Origin of the sequence: Microbacterium endophyticum (genome assembly GCF_011047135.1) — a bacterium.
Taxonomy (GTDB): Bacteria; Actinomycetota; Actinomycetes; order Actinomycetales; family Microbacteriaceae; genus Microbacterium; species Microbacterium endophyticum.
Genome location: NZ_CP049255.1, coordinates 2857712 through 2873209, shown reverse-complemented (window position 1 = coordinate 2873209; position 15498 = coordinate 2857712). Strand labels below are relative to the sequence as shown.

Here is a 15498-nt window from a genome sequence, read left to right as displayed (position 1 = left end):
GTTCATCCTGCCCTGTCAGAGGAGTTGGGCGCTACTGGTCGCCGCGAACCTGCGCGCGTTCGATGTCGATTTCACGTAGGCGCATACGCACGCCTCGCCCTTCTTCTGAGTCCGCAGGAACCCGCTGAATCTGCCGGACAAGCTCTGATTTCGCGCTGTCGAGAGCGCGCATCAGCACTCGCCGCGCGAGATCGTCGGCGGATGCCACAGCGTGCTCATCGTCGCGCGCGGGAAAGTCCGAGGTGAGTAGTTCCGCTGCCAGAGTGCGGTACGGTTCCCGCACCCGAGACACGGCGTCGACCGCCCACCCTGCGCGTTGCGGATCGGTCGTCGCAGCAATCGACTGCCGCACCGCGTCGAGTCCCGGAGTGCGAAATTCGACAGCCATCGCTCGCCGAAAGAGGTCAGGGTCCATTCGATGCCCGTATTGCAGCGCCCCCATTAGCGTGTCGCGCTCGAGCGCCGTCTCTGCAGTGCGCGGCAGGTCTCGGACGCTCACCCGCAATGCCGGCACGTCTTCGGGTTGCGCTGCTCCATCAGACGCGCCCGACGTAGCTTGCGGCGCATGCGGCGTCCGCGGATTTTTTGCAGCGTCACTCCCCCGTCGCGCAGCACGCTCTACGGCGGCGCGCACTTCGCCGAGCTCAAGCCCGATCCTGCGGGCAAGCACACGCACATACCCGGGTCGGAGCGATGGGTCACGAATATCCGCGACGATTGGTGCCGCGGCGCCAAGCGCTCCCGCACGTCCCTCGACCGTTGCGAGATCGAATCCCTCTAGACGTCGGTCGATTGCGAACTCGAACATCGGGGCTTTCGCGTCCATCAAACTACGCACCGCGCCGTCACCGCGCTTCAACCGCAGATCACACGGGTCAAGGCCCTCAGGGGCGATCGCCACGTACGTTTGCGCAGCGAAGCGCTTCTCGTCGCCAAAAGCCCTGAGCGCTGCTTTCTGACCAGCTTCGTCGGGGTCGAAGGTGAAGACGACTTCGCCAGACGAATTGTCGTCACCCATTACCCGCCGCAGGACCGTGATGTGGTCCGTGCCGAATGCCGTGCCACATGTGGCGATCGCCGTGGTGATTCCGGCGAGATGACAGGCCATTACGTCGGTGTATCCCTCGACAACGACGACACTGTGCGAACGCGAGATATCTCTCTTCGCGAGGTCTAGACCGTAGAGAACCTGAGCCTTCTTGTAGATCGGAGTCTCGGGTGTGTTGAGATATTTGGGACCGTTGTCGTCGTCGTGAAGACGACGCGCGCCGAAGCCCAGTACCTGACCTGTGAGATCGCGAATCGGCCACACGAGACGTCCGCGGAATCGATCGTAGATACCGCGCTGCCCTTGCGAAACGAGCCCGGCGGTCGTGAGTTCCTCTTTCGTGAAGCCTTTTGCGGTCAAAGCATCTAAGAGATGTGACCACCCTTTTGGTGCGTAACCCACCCCAAAGTGGGCCGCCGCACCGGCATCAAACCCGCGCTCACCGAGAAACTTCCGTCCGATTGCTGCTTCACCACTACTCAGTTGCGCACGAAAGTACTCAGCGGCCGCCGCGTTCGCGGCGTACAAACGCGAACGACCCGACGTTTCGGGAGCCGCACCGCCCTCTTCGTAATGCAAGGAGTAGCCGACGCGGCCTGCGAGAATTTCCACGGCCTCGGTGAACGAAACGTGGTCCATTTGGCGCAGAAACGTATAGACGTCCCCGGACTCGCCGCAGCCGAAGCAGTGGTAGAAACCCACCTGCGGGCGCACATGGAAACTCGGGCTGCGTTCATCGTGGAATGGGCACAGACCTTTGAGCGACCCAACTCCCGCGGACTTGAGCGCAACACGCTCTCCGATGACGTCAGCGATATTGACGCGTGACTTCACTTCCTCGATGTCCGCCTGCGCGATGCGGCCTGCCATCAGAGTCCTTCAAGAGGCTCAGGTAGCGCATACGACGATCGCACCATCGGGCGGATATCGGGGACCCACATTCCGAGCGCCGCAAGATCGAGCTCTGACACCAGCCTGCCGTGCCAGGAGATCGCAAAGCGATCGGTCAGTGTCGCAACCTGGTCCACAACGACGCGCTTGCGTGACGCATCCGATGTCGCCGTCGCGAAGTCCTCCGCATGGATTGCGTCGAGATGCTCAGGTTTCTCCCAAAGCGCGGTCGCGAGACGTTTGAGTACGTGCCGCTGCTCTTTGTAGAGACTCTTTCGTCCCTCGATCGTCACGACAAAAGCACCTATGGTGCCCTTCAAAACCGCCATTTCTGCCTCGATCACGCGGGGCACAACGACGTGGCCGTGATAGCGGGTGAGAGTCGGTGAGTCGTATGAATCGCGCGTGGCCGCCGTCGCTGCGCGGGCGAACCGCCCAATCAGGTCAGACGTGAGGTTCTTCAGTCGCGCGAGCGAAGCCCGAGAACCGTCGAAATCCTGCACCCACTCTTCCAGCCGCAACAAGCGATAGAGCGCATCCGCGAGTTCGTCTCGAGTGAAGTCGTAACCGACCCACGATTGGATCGCGCTCAGCAGCGCGGAATGTTCCCGCACATCCGAGAGGCGTCGCGGATCGAGATAACCGTTCACAACAGCGTCTTCGAAATCGTGCACTGAGTAAGCAATGTCGTCGGAGAGATCCATAACCTCTGCTTCGATGCAGCGCACCCGCCCTGGAGCACCTTCTCGGAGCCAGTGGAAGACATCTTCGTCGTCAGGATAGACGCCGAATTTCAGCCGCCCACCCGGATCGGGGAGCGGATTCGCGCTCGTCCACGGATATTTGCTCGTGGCATCCAAACTTGCTCGTGTGAGGTTCAACCCGAAGCTGCGTCCTTCGGCGACGACTTTGGGCTCGAGGCGAGAGAGAATTCGCAGCGATTGAGCGTTTCCTTCGAAGCCGCCGATATCTTCAGCCCACTCGTTGAGTGCACGCTCGCCGTTATGCCCGAACGGAGGGTGGCCGAGGTCATGGCTGAGGCATGCTGTGTCGACGACGTCCGGCGAGAGCTGTAACGCAGTGGCGAGTTCGCGCCCCACCTGCGCGACCTCAAGCGAATGAGTGAGACGATTGCGAGCGAAATCCGCGGGGCTTGCCGGACTCAGCACCTGAGTTTTTGCAGCCAAACGCCGAAGCGCAGCTGAATGAAGGACACGTGCACGGTCACGCGCGAAATCATCGCGCTGCGAGCGGTGCTCCTCTGAGAAAAAGCGCGCGGCATCGTCATCTGAGTAGCCGCTCGGACGCCCAGTTGACACGCCGGAGACTGTCGATTCAACCGCCACTGTTTTCCACTTCTGCATCTGCAATCATCCGGGATGCCTCGTGGGACACTTCCCTGGAGTCCAACCAGCCCTCGGGCAGAGCAGGGCGCTTCGGCGTACCCGCGCGCCCACGCTGGCCCTCGGCCCCAGCTCCCGGGTAAGGAGCATCCACGTCGAGGGCTGCCAGAATGTCATCGAACTCGGCCAGAGAACTCCCCGTCGCGAGCTGCGCGCGGGTCTCGCCGCCCACCGGATATCCCTTGAAATACCAGGCGACGTGTTTCCGGATGTCACGGCAACCGCGACCTTCATCCTCAAAAAATTCCACGAGTAACTCAGCGTGACGACGGAACGCATTAATCACGAAGCCCAACGTGGCATCGACGGGCGCGACGTCAGCGCCGAATGCTGCGGCGAGGTCTCCAAACAGCCACGGACGCCCAAGGCACCCCCGGCCGACCACAACACCGTCGCAGCCGGTTTCCGCCATCATGCGGACGGCATCTTCGGCCGACCAAATATCGCCGTTTCCCAAAACCGGCACCGACGTCACTGTCTCTTTCAGCCTGGCGATCGCCGACCAATCTGCGGTGCCGGAATAGAACTCAGCTGCAGTACGTGCGTGTAAAGCGACCGCGGCTACCCCTTCGCCCTCCGCGATGCGTCCGGCGTCGAGGTACGTGAGGTGTTCATCATCGATGCCTTTACGCATTTTGACAGTCAGCGGCACGTCACCGGCCGCGCGCACCGCACCACCGACGATGTCACGAAAAAGATCGAGCTTCCAGGGCAGCGCAGACCCGCCGCCCTTTCGCGTCACCTTCGGCACGGGGCATCCGAAATTCAAGTCGATGTGATCCGCGCGATCTTCTGCCACGAGGATGCGCACCGCCTCGGTCATCGTTTGAGGATCGACACCATAGAGCTGAATCGAACGAGGTGTCTCCGACTCATGGTGCGTAATGAGTCTCATCGTTGTCTCGTTGCGCTCGACGAGCGCGCGCGAGGTAATCATTTCGCTGACGTAGAGCCCGGCCCCGTACTCACGGCATAACCGGCGGAACGCCGTATTTGTGATGCCAGCCATCGGAGCAAGAACCACGGGCACATCGAGCGCGTGTGGTCCGATTCGAAGAACCGGAGCGGCGGTAAGGGCAGAAGTCACCTCACTATTGTCTCTCACGTCAGCCCGCACATGGTGGCGCTGGCATACGCTGTGAACATGAGCGAGACGACGACTTCATGGCGTGACATAGATTTCCTCACTTCCGACGGGTCATCCGCGCGTTTGGCCGACTTCAGCGACAAGGTCGTGCTCGTCGTAAACGTCGCCTCCAAATGCGGTCTGGCACCTCAGTACGAACAGTTGGAAGAACTCCAGCGCACCTATGAGGACCGCGGCTTCACTGTCCTCGGTTTTCCCTGCAATCAGTTCATGGGTCAAGAACCGGGAACGAACGAAGAGATCCAGGAATACTGTTCGATGACCTGGGGAGTCACGTTCCCCATCCTCGACAAGGTCAAGGTCAATGGGGCCGGAGCTGCGCCAGTTTACAAGGCGCTGAAAAAAGCGAAGGACGAAGAGGGCCGCCGGGGCCCCATCATGTGGAACTTCGAAAAGTTCGTCCTTACGCCCTCGGGATCTGTTCATCGCTTCCGCCCGCAGACGAAGCCCGACGACCCGGCTATCGTCTCGGTTATCGAGAGCAACCTGCCGCAGTAGCGTCGGGCCACGACACCGGCTAGACGGCGGCAGCCTCTTCTTTGTGCTCGGCCCACACCTGACGAGCGATTTGCGAGAACGCGGCCGGTGGTTGCGCTCCACTAATGCCGTATTTTCCGTCGATCACAAAAAACGGCACGCCATTTATGCCGTAGGCACGGGCTTGATCTTCATCGGCGCGAACTGCTTCGACATATTTCTCGGAAACGAGAGCGTCACGCGTCGCATCGGCGTCGAGACCGACTTCAACAGCGAGTTCGACGAGATCATCAACACGACCGACGTGGCGCCCCTCCACGAAGTGCGCTGAGAGCAGGCGTTCTTTCATCGCGTCCTGCATGCCCATTTCCTTCGCAAAGTGAACGAGTTCATGGGCCTTGACAGTGTTCGTGTGCTTCAGGATGTCGAAGTGGTAGTCGAGCCCGGCTTCGCGCGCCACGTCAGTAACGCGATCTGCCATCTCAAGCGCCTGCTCGCGCGAAATTCCCTTGTGCTGCACAAGGTAATCGCCTTCATCGCCTTCGAAATCGACTGGGGTATCCGGTGAAAGTTCGTAGGAATGGTAAGTGACCTCCACGAGCGGCGCGTCCTCGTCGCTGGCGACTTCGGCCAGACCCTTTTCGAGATTCTTTTTACCGATATAGCACCACGGGCAGGCGATGTCGCTCCACACGTCGATCTTGATGGCATCCGTCATGCAAGAAGAAACCGGCGACTCGCCCGAGCTATTCCCTCACGCCGTCGGTGTGTCTTTGGCGCCGCCGAAACGACGATCACGATCGAGGTAGCGAGCGATGCCTTCCCAAAGGTCAGTTCGCGAAAAATCGGGCCACAGTGTGTCGAGAAAAACAAACTCCGCGTATGCCGATTGCCATAACAGGAAGTTAGAGGTGCGCTGTTCACCGCTCGACCGCAAGAACAGATCGACGTCGGGCATATCAGGAAGATACAGGTGCTGACGAAGCAGCTTTTCGCTGACAGCACGGGGGCGAAGTTTGCCCGCGGCAACGTCATCAACAATCGAGCGCATCGCGTCGATGATCTCGACTCGACCGCCGTAGTTCACACACATCGTGAGCGTGAGTGTGTCATTGTTCCGGGTGAGTTCTTCGGCGTACTGAAGTTCTTTCACAACGGATCCCCAGAGGCGAGGTTTGCGGCCCGCCCAGCGCACGCGCACGCCCCATTCGTTGAGCTGATCACGTCGTCGGTGCAGCACATCACGGTTGAACCCCATGAGAAAACGCACTTCATCGGGTGACCGAGACCAGTTCTCCGTAGAGAAGGCGTAGACAGACAGATGCTTTACGCCGGCTTGAATAGCCCCCGCGACAACGTCGAGCAGCGCAGCCTCACCGGCCTTGTGGCCCTCCACACGAGTGAGTCCTTGACGATTAGCCCATCGCCCGTTCCCGTCCATCACGATTGCGACGTGATGAGGTACAGCACCACGAGGAAACTCTGGCGGGTATACGCCGGTCCAGTCCAGTGCACGGTACTCGACAGCGTCGCGGTGCGTATAGGGCTTTGGCGTCATCGATTCGTCTCCATATGGCTGAGAGAGCGGATGCCGCGCTCCAAGTGGTACTGCGTGTACGCCGCAATCAATCCTGACGCCGACGAAGAAGCGGAATTCTCTGCTGCGTCGATGATCTCCCACTCCCCCGTCATGAGCGCCCGAAGATGCGTCGCAGTCGCGCCTGAGAGACGCGGCGCACCGACGGGTGCGCAGGACGCGCACACTGCACCGCCCATTTGTGCGACGAAAATGTCGTGTGGGCCCGGCCGAGCACAGCGAGCACACTCTTCGAGCGCTGGCGCCCACCCTGAGAGGGCGAGCGCTCGAAGAAGATACGAATCCAGGATGTTTCGTGACGCATGTGCCCCGCGAGACAGCGCGCGAAGCCCACCGACAAGAAGGAGGTAGTGGGATGTCGTTGCCTCAGCGTCACCCAGACGGTCGGCCGTCTCGACCATCGCGCTTGCGGCGGTATATCTGTCGTAGTGAGCAACGATCTCACTCCCGTAAGACCCGAGCGACTCTGCCTGCTGAATCACATCGAGAGAACGACCTATGTATAGCTGAACGTCGGCGACCATGAAGGGCTCTAGCCGCGAACCGAACTTCGATGATGTGCGTCGAACGCCCTTGGCTACGGCGCGAATTTTGCCGTGCCTCCGGCTCAGCATCGTCACGATGCGATCGGCCTCGCCGAGCTTGTGCGTGCGCAGCACAACAGCTTCGTCGCGATAGGTAGGCATCTCTCAATTATCTCTCGTGAACGCCGTCTCAGCGCGAGGCGGAGCCGGTCACCACACTGTGTAGAACAGGTGCTGCACAACAAGCGCCCAAACGAGCTGCCCCGCGAGCGCGGCGGACCGCCATCGTGGCGACAGATATGCCAATGAGATCGTGAGCCACGGAATGAAGGGAAGCCAGATACGCTCAACTTCGGCTTTGCTCATGCCCGAAAGATCCGCAAGCACGATCATGAGCACTCCAGCGCCCACCAAGAGCGCGGGCACACTCACCTTTCGGACTTTTGCACTCATGACGGCGAGCCCCGAAGCCACGAAAGGTCCGGCGCTAATAGCGAGAGCGGCGAGATTACCCCAGACCCAATAGCCGAAGGGCCGGCGACGGGCGATCCCATCCCAGTAACGCTCGCGGATCACGGCGAATGCCTCCCAGAGCGAAAATCCCGCCGCCGAAAAGACCAGGACGACGGCTAGCGCTGCTGCTGCCGCAATCGGAAGCGCCAGCCACCTTTTGCCCGCAACCAAAACTGCGATTGCAAGCACACCGAATAGCGGCATCCCGTACGACATCTCCACCAGCAGCCCGAGCAGTAGACCAGCAACGAGTGCCCAGATGATGCAGACTCGTCGCGATCGTGCGGTGCTGGCGAGCGCGAGGGCGGCGACTCCCCATGCGCCGACGACTGCGATCACGGCGTCGGCAGATACCGCGAGGAAGACAGCAGCAGGAGTGAACACTAGAAAGGGAGCCGCGCGACGCGCAATGACTTCAATGTCTAGTGCCCGAAGCGTCACGAGAACAGCAGGAGCCAATGATGCTGCGATCACGATAACGACGAGGCCCGCAACGAAATCAGAACCAAGTCCGATGCGCACAAGCCCCACGAAAAACAAGAGCATCGCGGGCGGGTGACCTGCAACGTGTGTCACCCAGTTGTCTTGCGCGTCGAGAGGAATGCGTGAAATGTACTCCTGCAGCAATGCGCCGACGTCAGTGACCCCTCGCGCAGTTTCGAGGTATTCATAGGGATTACCGAGAACTCGTGAGATTCCGCTGGGCCCATCGACGAGCGCGAGCGAGAGCATCCAAACGAGCGACCCGAGAAACGCGCCGGCAAGCAACGCTCGCCACGAAAGATCCTTCGAAAGTCTCGGTGCATAACGCCATGCAAGTACCGCCACAATAATCGCGACGGCTGTGGCGACACCGAGGTGTGGTTGCCATAAGCCGTGGAGCGGTGCAAGCGCGTTTGGGTCTTCCGAACGTGACGCCCGCGTAGCTACGTCCCACCCCGTGACGAGGGGAATCGCCACTGCCGCGGCGATCAGAATCAGCGCAAGGAGCAGGCCGATCCAGGCGGCTCGGTGACCGCGGATACTTTCACGGACCGCAGGCGGGTGCGTCGGCATGAGTCGAGCCTAAAGGCCGATTCGCCAAATCCGGCTGCAAGCGTTCCACTCGGCGCGAACACGGTGTTTGCTGTTGTTATGCACCAAAGTGTGACCGACAGGCTCTCGCACCGCGTCGAAGCCCTCGTGCGGGCAGCCGGACACCGAGTAAGCACCCCGGGGCGACGCACCCGCACAACTGTCGTATTGGGTCGTGCCCTCGGCATCCTCATGCTGGTGTGTTTCGCGACCGGCCTATATAGCCACGTGCTGCAAAATCCACCGAGCTGGTTTCCGCTTTCACCTCAGCCTGCGCAGCTTTACAGGTTCACTCAAGGCGCCCATGTACTGGCAGGACTCGCGCTGGTTCCGGTATTGCTCGGAAAGCTGTGGTCTGTCTTTCCGCGGCTCTTCTCGTGGCCGCCGATCACCGGATTGCTCTCGCTCTTCGAACGCATATCCGTGGCGCTACTCGTTTCTTCGGCGCTGCTCGAAGTTGCCCTCGGTGTCATGAATATCGCGCAATGGTATGTCTTTCCGTTCTCGTTTCGCCCGGTTCACTTTGCGCTGGCTTGGCTACTCATCGGCAGCATTTTGCTGCACGTCGCTGTCAAGCTGCCGCTGATCATGACGTACTGGCGACGCACCGCCCCAGCCGTGACATCCGAGTCAGCCGAAGAACGCGTCTCGCGCCGCGGCGCCCTCATCGCCGTCGGCGCCGCGGCCGGACTGATCGTCGCGACGACTGCGGGGCAGACTGTCACGCCGCTCAGATCGATCGCCTTTCTGGCGCCACGCCGCCCCTATGTGGGGCCACAGAACCTCCCCGTGAACCGCACGGCAGCTGAAGCAGGCGTCGTCGACACCGCCCGCGACCCCGGCTGGCGGTTGAGCGTAGTAGGCACGTCTAAGAGCATTGAACTGAGCCGAGACGATCTGCTCGAACTGCCGCAGACGACAGTTGAGTTACCTATCGCTTGCGTTGAAGGGTGGAGCCAAGAAGCAACATGGCGTGGGGTGCGCCTGCGAGATCTTCTCCGGCTCGTCGACGAGCGCGATGTGGACGTGCAGCTCAAGAGCCTGCAGGTTCGCGGCGCATTCGCTTCGACGAAAATGCAAGCCGCGTATGTTGCGGATCCATCGACAGTTGCCGCGCTCTTTCTCGGCGACGAGGCGCTCGACCTTGACCACGGCTTCCCAATACGAATGATCGCTCCGGGCCGACCCGGGGTCCTACAGACCAAGTGGCTGAGCCGGATCGAGGTCCTCTCGTGAGCGTCGCTTCACCGCGGACCACGCAGTTTTTCGTCCGCCGGGTGCTCATCGGCACGAGCGGCTTGGTCTTGATCGTGTTGGGGATCACCTTCGGGCTGGCATCAATACCAATCACGGACGTCGCACTCGTCGCACTCTGGCTCTTGTTCGCGGTCGCCCTTCACGACGCTGTGCTCGCACCGCTCGTCGCGGTTGCAGCAAGCTTCGCGCTACCACTTGCTGACGTGATTGGTCCGGTATTAACGCGAATCACTCGCGCATCCCTTGTCGCTTCGGCCTGCGCCGCACTGATCATGATTCCCGGCATCGCGGTGCGAATGGTCGGGCCACGCAACAGCTCGATTCATATGACTGACTATCTTTTCATCATCGCTGTGCTGTGGCTCACGACGCTCGCCGTAAGCGGGTTCTGTATTCTCTTAGGTCTGTGGCGTGCCAGCCGACGGCCGAAGTGGGCGCGCTAGCGCTCGGTGCGGGTCGAAAGGTGCGACCTCATCGCATTCCAGAGTTGTGCCGTGCGTGATCGTGGAGCATCCATGGCGATCTCGTCAATGTCTTCGACGTGGTCGAAATCTCGTAACGTCGCGAGATCACGAATGCTCAGCCCCGCACGTACGAGACGCGCACGCTGCTGAGCGCCGGTGTCGGGCTGCGACATTTCGACACCGCGAATAAGACTGCCATTGGGCTCCCTCATCGCGAGCGCCCAGAAGCCGCCGTCGACGGCAGGACCAAACCAGCTATCGATCGATTCATCCCATCGGGTAAGCGGCCCGGTCAACACCTGGGCGCTCACTTGCGGCGTGTCCATCCCGATCATCACGCTCGGCCCGCTCATGGCATCGAAGAGAAAACCCAGGCGCTCGTCGAGGCCACCCAAAGGTTGTGGAAGAACTTCGAAGCCGCGACGATGTAGTCCCGCAGGAGGTGCGCCGTCGAAAAACAGGATGCGACGGGCTACGGGGAGGGCCGCGACGACATCGATTGTGTCAGCGAGACTGGCTGCGGCAATCTCCGCCGCTTCTTCGGGTGTAAGCGGCGGACTCAAACGAGTCTTCACATGCCCGGGCCGGCATTCTTTCGCGATAATGGCGACAGTCAGCGATGCTGTCACGACGAGTACTCCCGCAGCAGCTTCGACATGTCTTTGACCGCGATGTAGGTTCCTCGGGCGGTTCCGGTGACCTTGGAGCGGCCCACTCGCGGATGATAGGAGACGTCGTGTTCCACGATCCGCCAGCGGGCCGCGGCAGCTTTGAGCATCATCTCCAGCGGGTACCCACTGCGTCGGTCTTTCAGGTGCAGTGAGAGTAGATCCTGTCTGCGCGCGGCACGCATCGGACCTAAATCCCTTACTTTGACACCGGTTGCGTGAGTAATGCGTCGCGCAAGTTCGAAATTTGCCAGTCGCGCGTGCCAAGGCCAGGCTCCCGCCCTCGTTGGCACGCGGCGCCCCAGCACGAGATCAGCCGAGCCCGCGCGAACCAATGCGGCAAGAGCCGGAACTTCTTCTGGATTCAGCGAAGCATCGGCATCCGCGAATGCCACGACATCGGCATCAGCCGCTTCGAGACCGGCGTGAGCCGCCGCGCCGAAGCCACGGCGCGACTCGGTAACCACAAGTGCTCCCGCTTCAGCTGCAATCTGAGCGGATCCATCTGTCGAACCGTTGTCTACAACGATCGCTCGATATGACGACGGAATGCGTGCGAGTACCCAGGGAAGCGCGGCCGCCTCGTTCAGGCAGGGAAAAATGATGTCAACATCGGCCATCGCTCTGCTTCACTTTCCAGAAGTCCGAAGCGGAGCAGTTGCGAACTCGCGCATTCCATCGTGGAACGGCACCGCCGCGCGCCAGTTGAGTTCTTCTGCAGCACGCTGGGAAGACGCAGTGATGTGTCGTACGTCACCCAGGCGATACTGCCCTGTGATAACGGGCGCTGGCCCGCCAAAAGCGTCGCTCAACGCGTGGGCCATCTCGCTGATCGTCGTTACACGGCCGCTACCGACGTTGAAAGCACGCACAGAACCTGCTTCTTCGTTTGCCGTCCAGGTCACGGCGGCCATATTTGCTGCCGCCACATCTGCGACATGAACGAAGTCACGGCGCTGAGCGCCATCTTCGAAGACCCGGGGCTCTTCACCACGCTCGAGCGCGGAGCGAAAGAGCGAGGCGACACCGGCGTAGGGGGTGTCCCGTGGCATCCCTGGACCATAGACGTTGTGATAGCGCAAGATTGCAGCCCGCCCACCCGTCTCACGCGCCCATGATGCGGCGAGGTTTTCCTGCGCGAGCTTCGTCGTTGCATACACATTTCGGGGGTCGGATGGTGCGTCCTCAAACAACAGCTCAGGCACAAGAACGTCACCGGAATCCGCATCAAAGGGATCGAAGCCGCCGGCTTCGAGGTCGGAAACACGTCTCGGCGCTGGACGCGCAGACTTTCCCGACGTACCAGTCCGGTAAGCACCTTCGCCGTAGATGACCATCGAGGATGCCAGCACGAGACGCGAAACCTGTTGTCTCCGCATCGCAGCGAGCAATTCGGCGGTGCCGAGGACGTTGCTGCGGACATAGTCAGGCGCGTCATCCAAATCGACGCCTAGCCCGACCTTGGCTGCCTGATGCGAGACCACGTCTATGCCCTCAAGCGCACGATCAAGCGTCTCGGGATCGTTGACGTCGCCGTGCACAAAGTTGACGCTGTCCGCACGCCCGGCGGCCGGGTAACCGTGGACATCGGCTCGCAAGGAGTCGAGTATCCGGACACTCCATCCGGCGCTCGCTGCATCCTGGTGAAGACGAGAGCCGATAAACCCGGCGCCTCCGGTGATAAGCATCGCTGGCATTTCATTACCCTAAATGTCTTACGCCTTAGCAAAGGCGGATTGACGAGAACGAGAATCTGCGCTTATACGCGCGCTGTAACGCGCAGCACACTCACGTGCACCCCACAATGGATTTTGTGCCTCAGCCGCTTTTCGTCATTCCGCTCTGGGCCGATCTCATTGCAGTCGGGCTCGGAGGCATCCAGGGTGCACTGTTCGCGTCTGGGTTTCGCGGCGACCGACGACTCGACTTTCTCGGAGTCGCGATCATCGGCATGCTCATGGGCATGGGCGGCGGACTCATCCGTGACCTCTTACTGGGCCTTTCCCCCGCGACCCTGCAGTCCAATTGGTACCTCTTAACCGCAATGGCAGCAGCGTTAGTAGGCATGCTTCTCGCTGGCATCCTTGCAAAAGTGAACTGGCTCATCGTCGGCTTGGATGCTGTTGTCATCGGGCTTTTCGGCGCATTCGGGACTAGCAAGGCCCTCGTCGTTGGCCTCCCACTCGTCCCGGCGGTTTTCGTCGGCGTGTGCGCGGCCGTAGGCGGAGGCGTGCTCCGCGACGTCATGATGGGGCTGCCTGTCGCCATTATGCATGTCGGCTCGCTCTATGCCGTCGCGGCGGGAGCGGGATGCCTCGCTCTTGCCTCTGCGGCAGCATTGGGTCTCGAGATCAGCATCGCGGCCGTTATCGGAGTGAGCTTGACGACGGTTATCCGACTCCTTGCGGTCATCTTCGACCTGTCTCTTCCGGAGCAACGCATGCTCTACCGCCGAAAGGTAGCCGTTGAAACCGCTGCCATCCCCATCGTGCGTCCGAATGCCTAAAACGCTGGAGGCTCCGTTACGCCCACAGTGCGCGTGACGGAGCCTCCAGCGTTGAACTGTGTCTATACAGCTGCCAGTTCGCCCGCTGCCATACGAGTACGTACAGCGCGGTTGACACATGAAACAACGGCTTTGAGGGATGCCGTCGATATGTCGCCATCGATACCGACGCCCCAGAGGCGTTCACCATCGACTTGGAGCTCAACGTACGCGGCGGCTTGCGCATCGCCACCCGCGCTGAGCGTGTGCTCGACGTAATCGTAGAGCGAAATATCGAACCCATGGCCCCGCAGAACATCGATGAATGCGGCGACCGGGCCATTTCCGTGTCCCGTCGCGTCAGAAACCGTGTCGCCGTCGCGCAGCCGCACCGCGAGTTCGACATCCCCTGTCATCTCGCTCGTGCTTCGGGTGGCGAGCAGCTCGAACCGGCCCCATTTACCGTCGTTGCTGGTAGCCGGGAGGTACTCGTCGGTGAAGATCGACCAGATCTGGTCGCTCGTTACTTCTCCGCCCTCAGAATCGGTCTTAGCTTGCACAACGCCGGAAAACTCGATCTGCAATCTGCGAGGCAGATCGAGCGAGTGATCGCTCTTCAGCAGGTACGCGACGCCGCCCTTGCCCGACTGCGAGTTCACACGAATGACAGCCTCGTATGAGCGTCCGAGATCTTTGGGATCAATGGGCAGGTACGGAACAGCCCACTCGATGTCATCTACACCAACGCCCTCGGATGCCGCGCGCGCTTCCATCGCTTCAAGACCCTTCTTGATGGCATCTTGGTGCGATCCACTGAACGCGGTGAAGACGAGGTCACCCGCCCAGGGGCTCCGCTCCGGAACGGGAAGCTGATTGCAGTATTCGACAGTGCGCTTGATCTGATCGATGTCGTCGAAGTTTATCTCTGGGTCAATACCCTGAGTAAACAGGTTGATACCCAAGGCGACGAGATCCACATTTCCGGTTCGCTCACCGTTACCGAACAGGCATCCTTCGATACGATCCGCACCAGCCATGTACCCGAGCTCGGCTGCCGCAATCGCTGTGCCGCGGTCGTTGTGCGGGTGCAGCGAAACGATGATGTTTTCGCGGTGCGCGAGGTGACGATTCATCCACTCGATCGAGTCGGCGTAGACGTTCGGCGTCGCCATCTCGACCGTTGCGGGGAGATTGATGATGACCTTGCGATCGGGGGTCGGCTCGAAAACCTCGATGACCTGGTTGCAGACGTCAACGGCGAATTCGAGTTCGGTCCCGGTGTAGCTCTCTGGTGAGTACTCGTAGTAAACCGCGGTTTCGGGAATCGTCTTCTCGTACTGGCGGCACAGGCGCGCGCCTTCAAGCGCGATGTCGATGATGCCCTGCTTGTCGGTGCGGAAGACTACATCGCGCTGCAAAACGCTCGTTGAGTTATAGAGGTGCACGATTGCCTGCTTAGCGCCGGCAATCGACTCATAGGTCCGTGCGATCAAATGCTCGCGCGCCTGTGTGAGCACCTGGATGGTTACGTCATCTGGAATGACGTTGTCTTCGATCAGGTGCCGTACGAAATCGAAGTCAGTTTGGCTCGCGCTCGGAAACCCGACCTCGATCTCCTTGTATCCCATCTTCACGAGCAGATCGAACATCACTCGCTTGCGCTCGGGACTCATGGGGTCGATGAGCGCCTGGTTTCCATCGCGCAGATCGACTGCGCACCAGCGGGGTGCCTCCGTGATGCGTGCATCGGGCCACGTGCGGTCCGGAACGTCTACGCGGATCTGCTCATGGAACGGGCGATACTTGTGGATCGGCATGCCCGAAGGCTTTTGTGTCTTGTGCATTTCTTCGCTTCTTCTCTCGTGTCTTGAGGCGGGCCAGCACAAGCTCCGCGACGAGGAAGGCCCTAAATCGAGGACTCGTCGCGGCAGCTAAGAAGAAGAAGCCCAC

Annotated in this window: 15 protein-coding genes; 4 read left to right on the top strand and 11 right to left on the bottom strand. The window is 60.7% G+C overall.

The window, feature by feature from the left end:
• Positions 1–31: 31 nt before the first annotated feature.
• Genes dnaG through dusB form a run of 3 tightly spaced genes read right to left on the bottom strand, consistent with a single transcriptional unit; the run spans position 32 to position 4429 of the window.
• Positions 32–1918, bottom strand: a complete 1887-nt coding sequence (gene dnaG, locus G6N83_RS13540; protein ID WP_165142899.1) for a DNA primase — start codon at positions 1916–1918, stop codon at positions 32–34.
• Positions 1918–3303: a deoxyguanosinetriphosphate triphosphohydrolase gene (locus G6N83_RS13535; protein ID WP_165142897.1), complete on the bottom strand. Its 1386-nt coding sequence runs from the start codon at positions 3301–3303 to the stop codon at positions 1918–1920. Before G6N83_RS13535 ends, dnaG begins: the two co-directional genes overlap by 1 nt.
• Entirely contained in the window at positions 3275–4429 is a 1155-nt protein-coding gene (gene dusB, locus G6N83_RS13530; protein WP_165142895.1) for a tRNA dihydrouridine synthase DusB, read from the bottom strand. The genes G6N83_RS13535 and dusB overlap by 29 nt, the downstream gene beginning before the upstream one ends.
• 57 nt (positions 4430–4486) lie before the next feature.
• Here dusB and G6N83_RS13525 point away from each other — a divergent pair, with 57 nt between their 5' ends.
• On the top strand, positions 4487–4987 hold the full coding sequence (locus G6N83_RS13525; RefSeq protein ID WP_165142893.1) for a glutathione peroxidase: 501 nt from the start codon (positions 4487–4489) through the stop codon (positions 4985–4987).
• A 19-nt stretch (positions 4988–5006) separates the two neighbouring features.
• Here G6N83_RS13525 and G6N83_RS13520 read toward each other — a convergent pair whose 3' ends face one another.
• From G6N83_RS13520 to G6N83_RS13505, 4 genes are read right to left on the bottom strand one after another with little or no spacing between them, the layout of a single operon-like run.
• A complete protein-coding gene (locus tag G6N83_RS13520; RefSeq protein ID WP_165142891.1) occupies positions 5007–5684 on the bottom strand; it encodes a DsbA family oxidoreductase in 678 nt (225 codons plus the stop codon).
• 36 nt (positions 5685–5720) lie between these two features.
• Positions 5721–6524 carry an isoprenyl transferase gene (locus G6N83_RS13515; protein WP_165142889.1) on the bottom strand — a complete coding sequence of 268 codons (804 nt, stop codon included), beginning with the start codon at positions 6522–6524 and terminating at the stop codon, positions 5721–5723.
• Positions 6521–7249: a DNA repair protein RecO gene (recO, locus tag G6N83_RS13510; protein WP_165142887.1), complete on the bottom strand. Its 729-nt coding sequence runs from the start codon at positions 7247–7249 to the stop codon at positions 6521–6523. The genes G6N83_RS13515 and recO overlap by 4 nt, the downstream gene beginning before the upstream one ends.
• A gap of 48 nt (positions 7250–7297) precedes the next feature.
• Positions 7298–8656 carry a hypothetical protein gene (locus G6N83_RS13505; RefSeq protein ID WP_165142885.1) on the bottom strand — a complete coding sequence of 453 codons (1359 nt, stop codon included), beginning with the start codon at positions 8654–8656 and terminating at the stop codon, positions 7298–7300.
• A 90-nt stretch (positions 8657–8746) separates the two neighbouring features.
• Here G6N83_RS13505 and G6N83_RS13500 point away from each other — a divergent pair, with 90 nt between their 5' ends.
• A complete protein-coding gene (locus G6N83_RS13500) occupies positions 8747–9910 on the top strand; it encodes a molybdopterin-dependent oxidoreductase (protein ID WP_241246227.1) in 1164 nt (387 codons plus the stop codon).
• Positions 9907–10374, top strand: a complete 468-nt coding sequence (locus G6N83_RS13495) for a hypothetical protein (protein ID WP_165142881.1) — start codon at positions 9907–9909, stop codon at positions 10372–10374. The genes G6N83_RS13500 and G6N83_RS13495 overlap by 4 nt, the downstream gene beginning before the upstream one ends.
• On the opposite strand, the gene G6N83_RS13490 is transcribed toward G6N83_RS13495, so the two are convergent.
• Genes G6N83_RS13490 through G6N83_RS13480 form a run of 3 tightly spaced genes read right to left on the bottom strand, consistent with a single transcriptional unit; the run spans position 10371 to position 12760 of the window.
• Positions 10371–11024, bottom strand: coding sequence for a TIGR04282 family arsenosugar biosynthesis glycosyltransferase (locus G6N83_RS13490; protein ID WP_165142879.1), 654 nt, complete (start codon positions 11022–11024; stop codon positions 10371–10373). The genes G6N83_RS13495 and G6N83_RS13490 overlap by 4 nt on opposite strands.
• Entirely contained in the window at positions 11021–11683 is a 663-nt protein-coding gene (locus G6N83_RS13485; protein ID WP_165142877.1) for a glycosyltransferase, read from the bottom strand. The genes G6N83_RS13490 and G6N83_RS13485 overlap by 4 nt, the downstream gene beginning before the upstream one ends.
• A 9-nt stretch (positions 11684–11692) precedes the next feature.
• A complete protein-coding gene (locus G6N83_RS13480) occupies positions 11693–12760 on the bottom strand; it encodes an NAD-dependent epimerase/dehydratase family protein (RefSeq protein WP_165142875.1) in 1068 nt (355 codons plus the stop codon).
• A 116-nt stretch (positions 12761–12876) separates the two neighbouring features.
• On the opposite strand from G6N83_RS13480, the gene G6N83_RS13475 reads away from it, so the two are divergent.
• On the top strand, positions 12877–13569 hold the full coding sequence (locus G6N83_RS13475) for a trimeric intracellular cation channel family protein (RefSeq protein ID WP_165142873.1): 693 nt from the start codon (positions 12877–12879) through the stop codon (positions 13567–13569).
• Positions 13570–13631: 62 nt separating this feature from the next.
• On the opposite strand, the gene leuA is transcribed toward G6N83_RS13475, so the two are convergent.
• Positions 13632–15392, bottom strand: coding sequence for a 2-isopropylmalate synthase (leuA, locus tag G6N83_RS13470; RefSeq protein ID WP_165142871.1), 1761 nt, complete (start codon positions 15390–15392; stop codon positions 13632–13634).
• Between the last annotated feature and the right edge of the window lie 106 nt (positions 15393–15498).

Coding starts and splice junctions, on each gene's coding strand:
- G6N83_RS13485 (WP_165142877.1), bottom strand. CDS start 11,683: ATGGCCGATGTTGACATCATTTTTCCCTGCCTGAACGAGGCGGCCGCG.
- recO (WP_165142887.1), bottom strand. CDS start 7,249: ATGCCTACCTATCGCGACGAAGCTGTTGTGCTGCGCACGCACAAGCTC.
- G6N83_RS13535 (WP_165142897.1), bottom strand. CDS start 3,303: ATGCAGAAGTGGAAAACAGTGGCGGTTGAATCGACAGTCTCCGGCGTG.
- G6N83_RS13525 (WP_165142893.1), top strand. CDS start 4,487: ATGAGCGAGACGACGACTTCATGGCGTGACATAGATTTCCTCACTTCC.
- G6N83_RS13480 (WP_165142875.1), bottom strand. CDS start 12,760: ATGCCAGCGATGCTTATCACCGGAGGCGCCGGGTTTATCGGCTCTCGT.
- dnaG (WP_165142899.1), bottom strand. CDS start 1,918: ATGGCAGGCCGCATCGCGCAGGCGGACATCGAGGAAGTGAAGTCACGC.
- leuA (WP_165142871.1), bottom strand. CDS start 15,392: ATGCACAAGACACAAAAGCCTTCGGGCATGCCGATCCACAAGTATCGC.
- G6N83_RS13515 (WP_165142889.1), bottom strand. CDS start 6,524: ATGACGCCAAAGCCCTATACGCACCGCGACGCTGTCGAGTACCGTGCA.
- G6N83_RS13520 (WP_165142891.1), bottom strand. CDS start 5,684: ATGACGGATGCCATCAAGATCGACGTGTGGAGCGACATCGCCTGCCCG.
- G6N83_RS13505 (WP_165142885.1), bottom strand. CDS start 8,656: ATGCCGACGCACCCGCCTGCGGTCCGTGAAAGTATCCGCGGTCACCGA.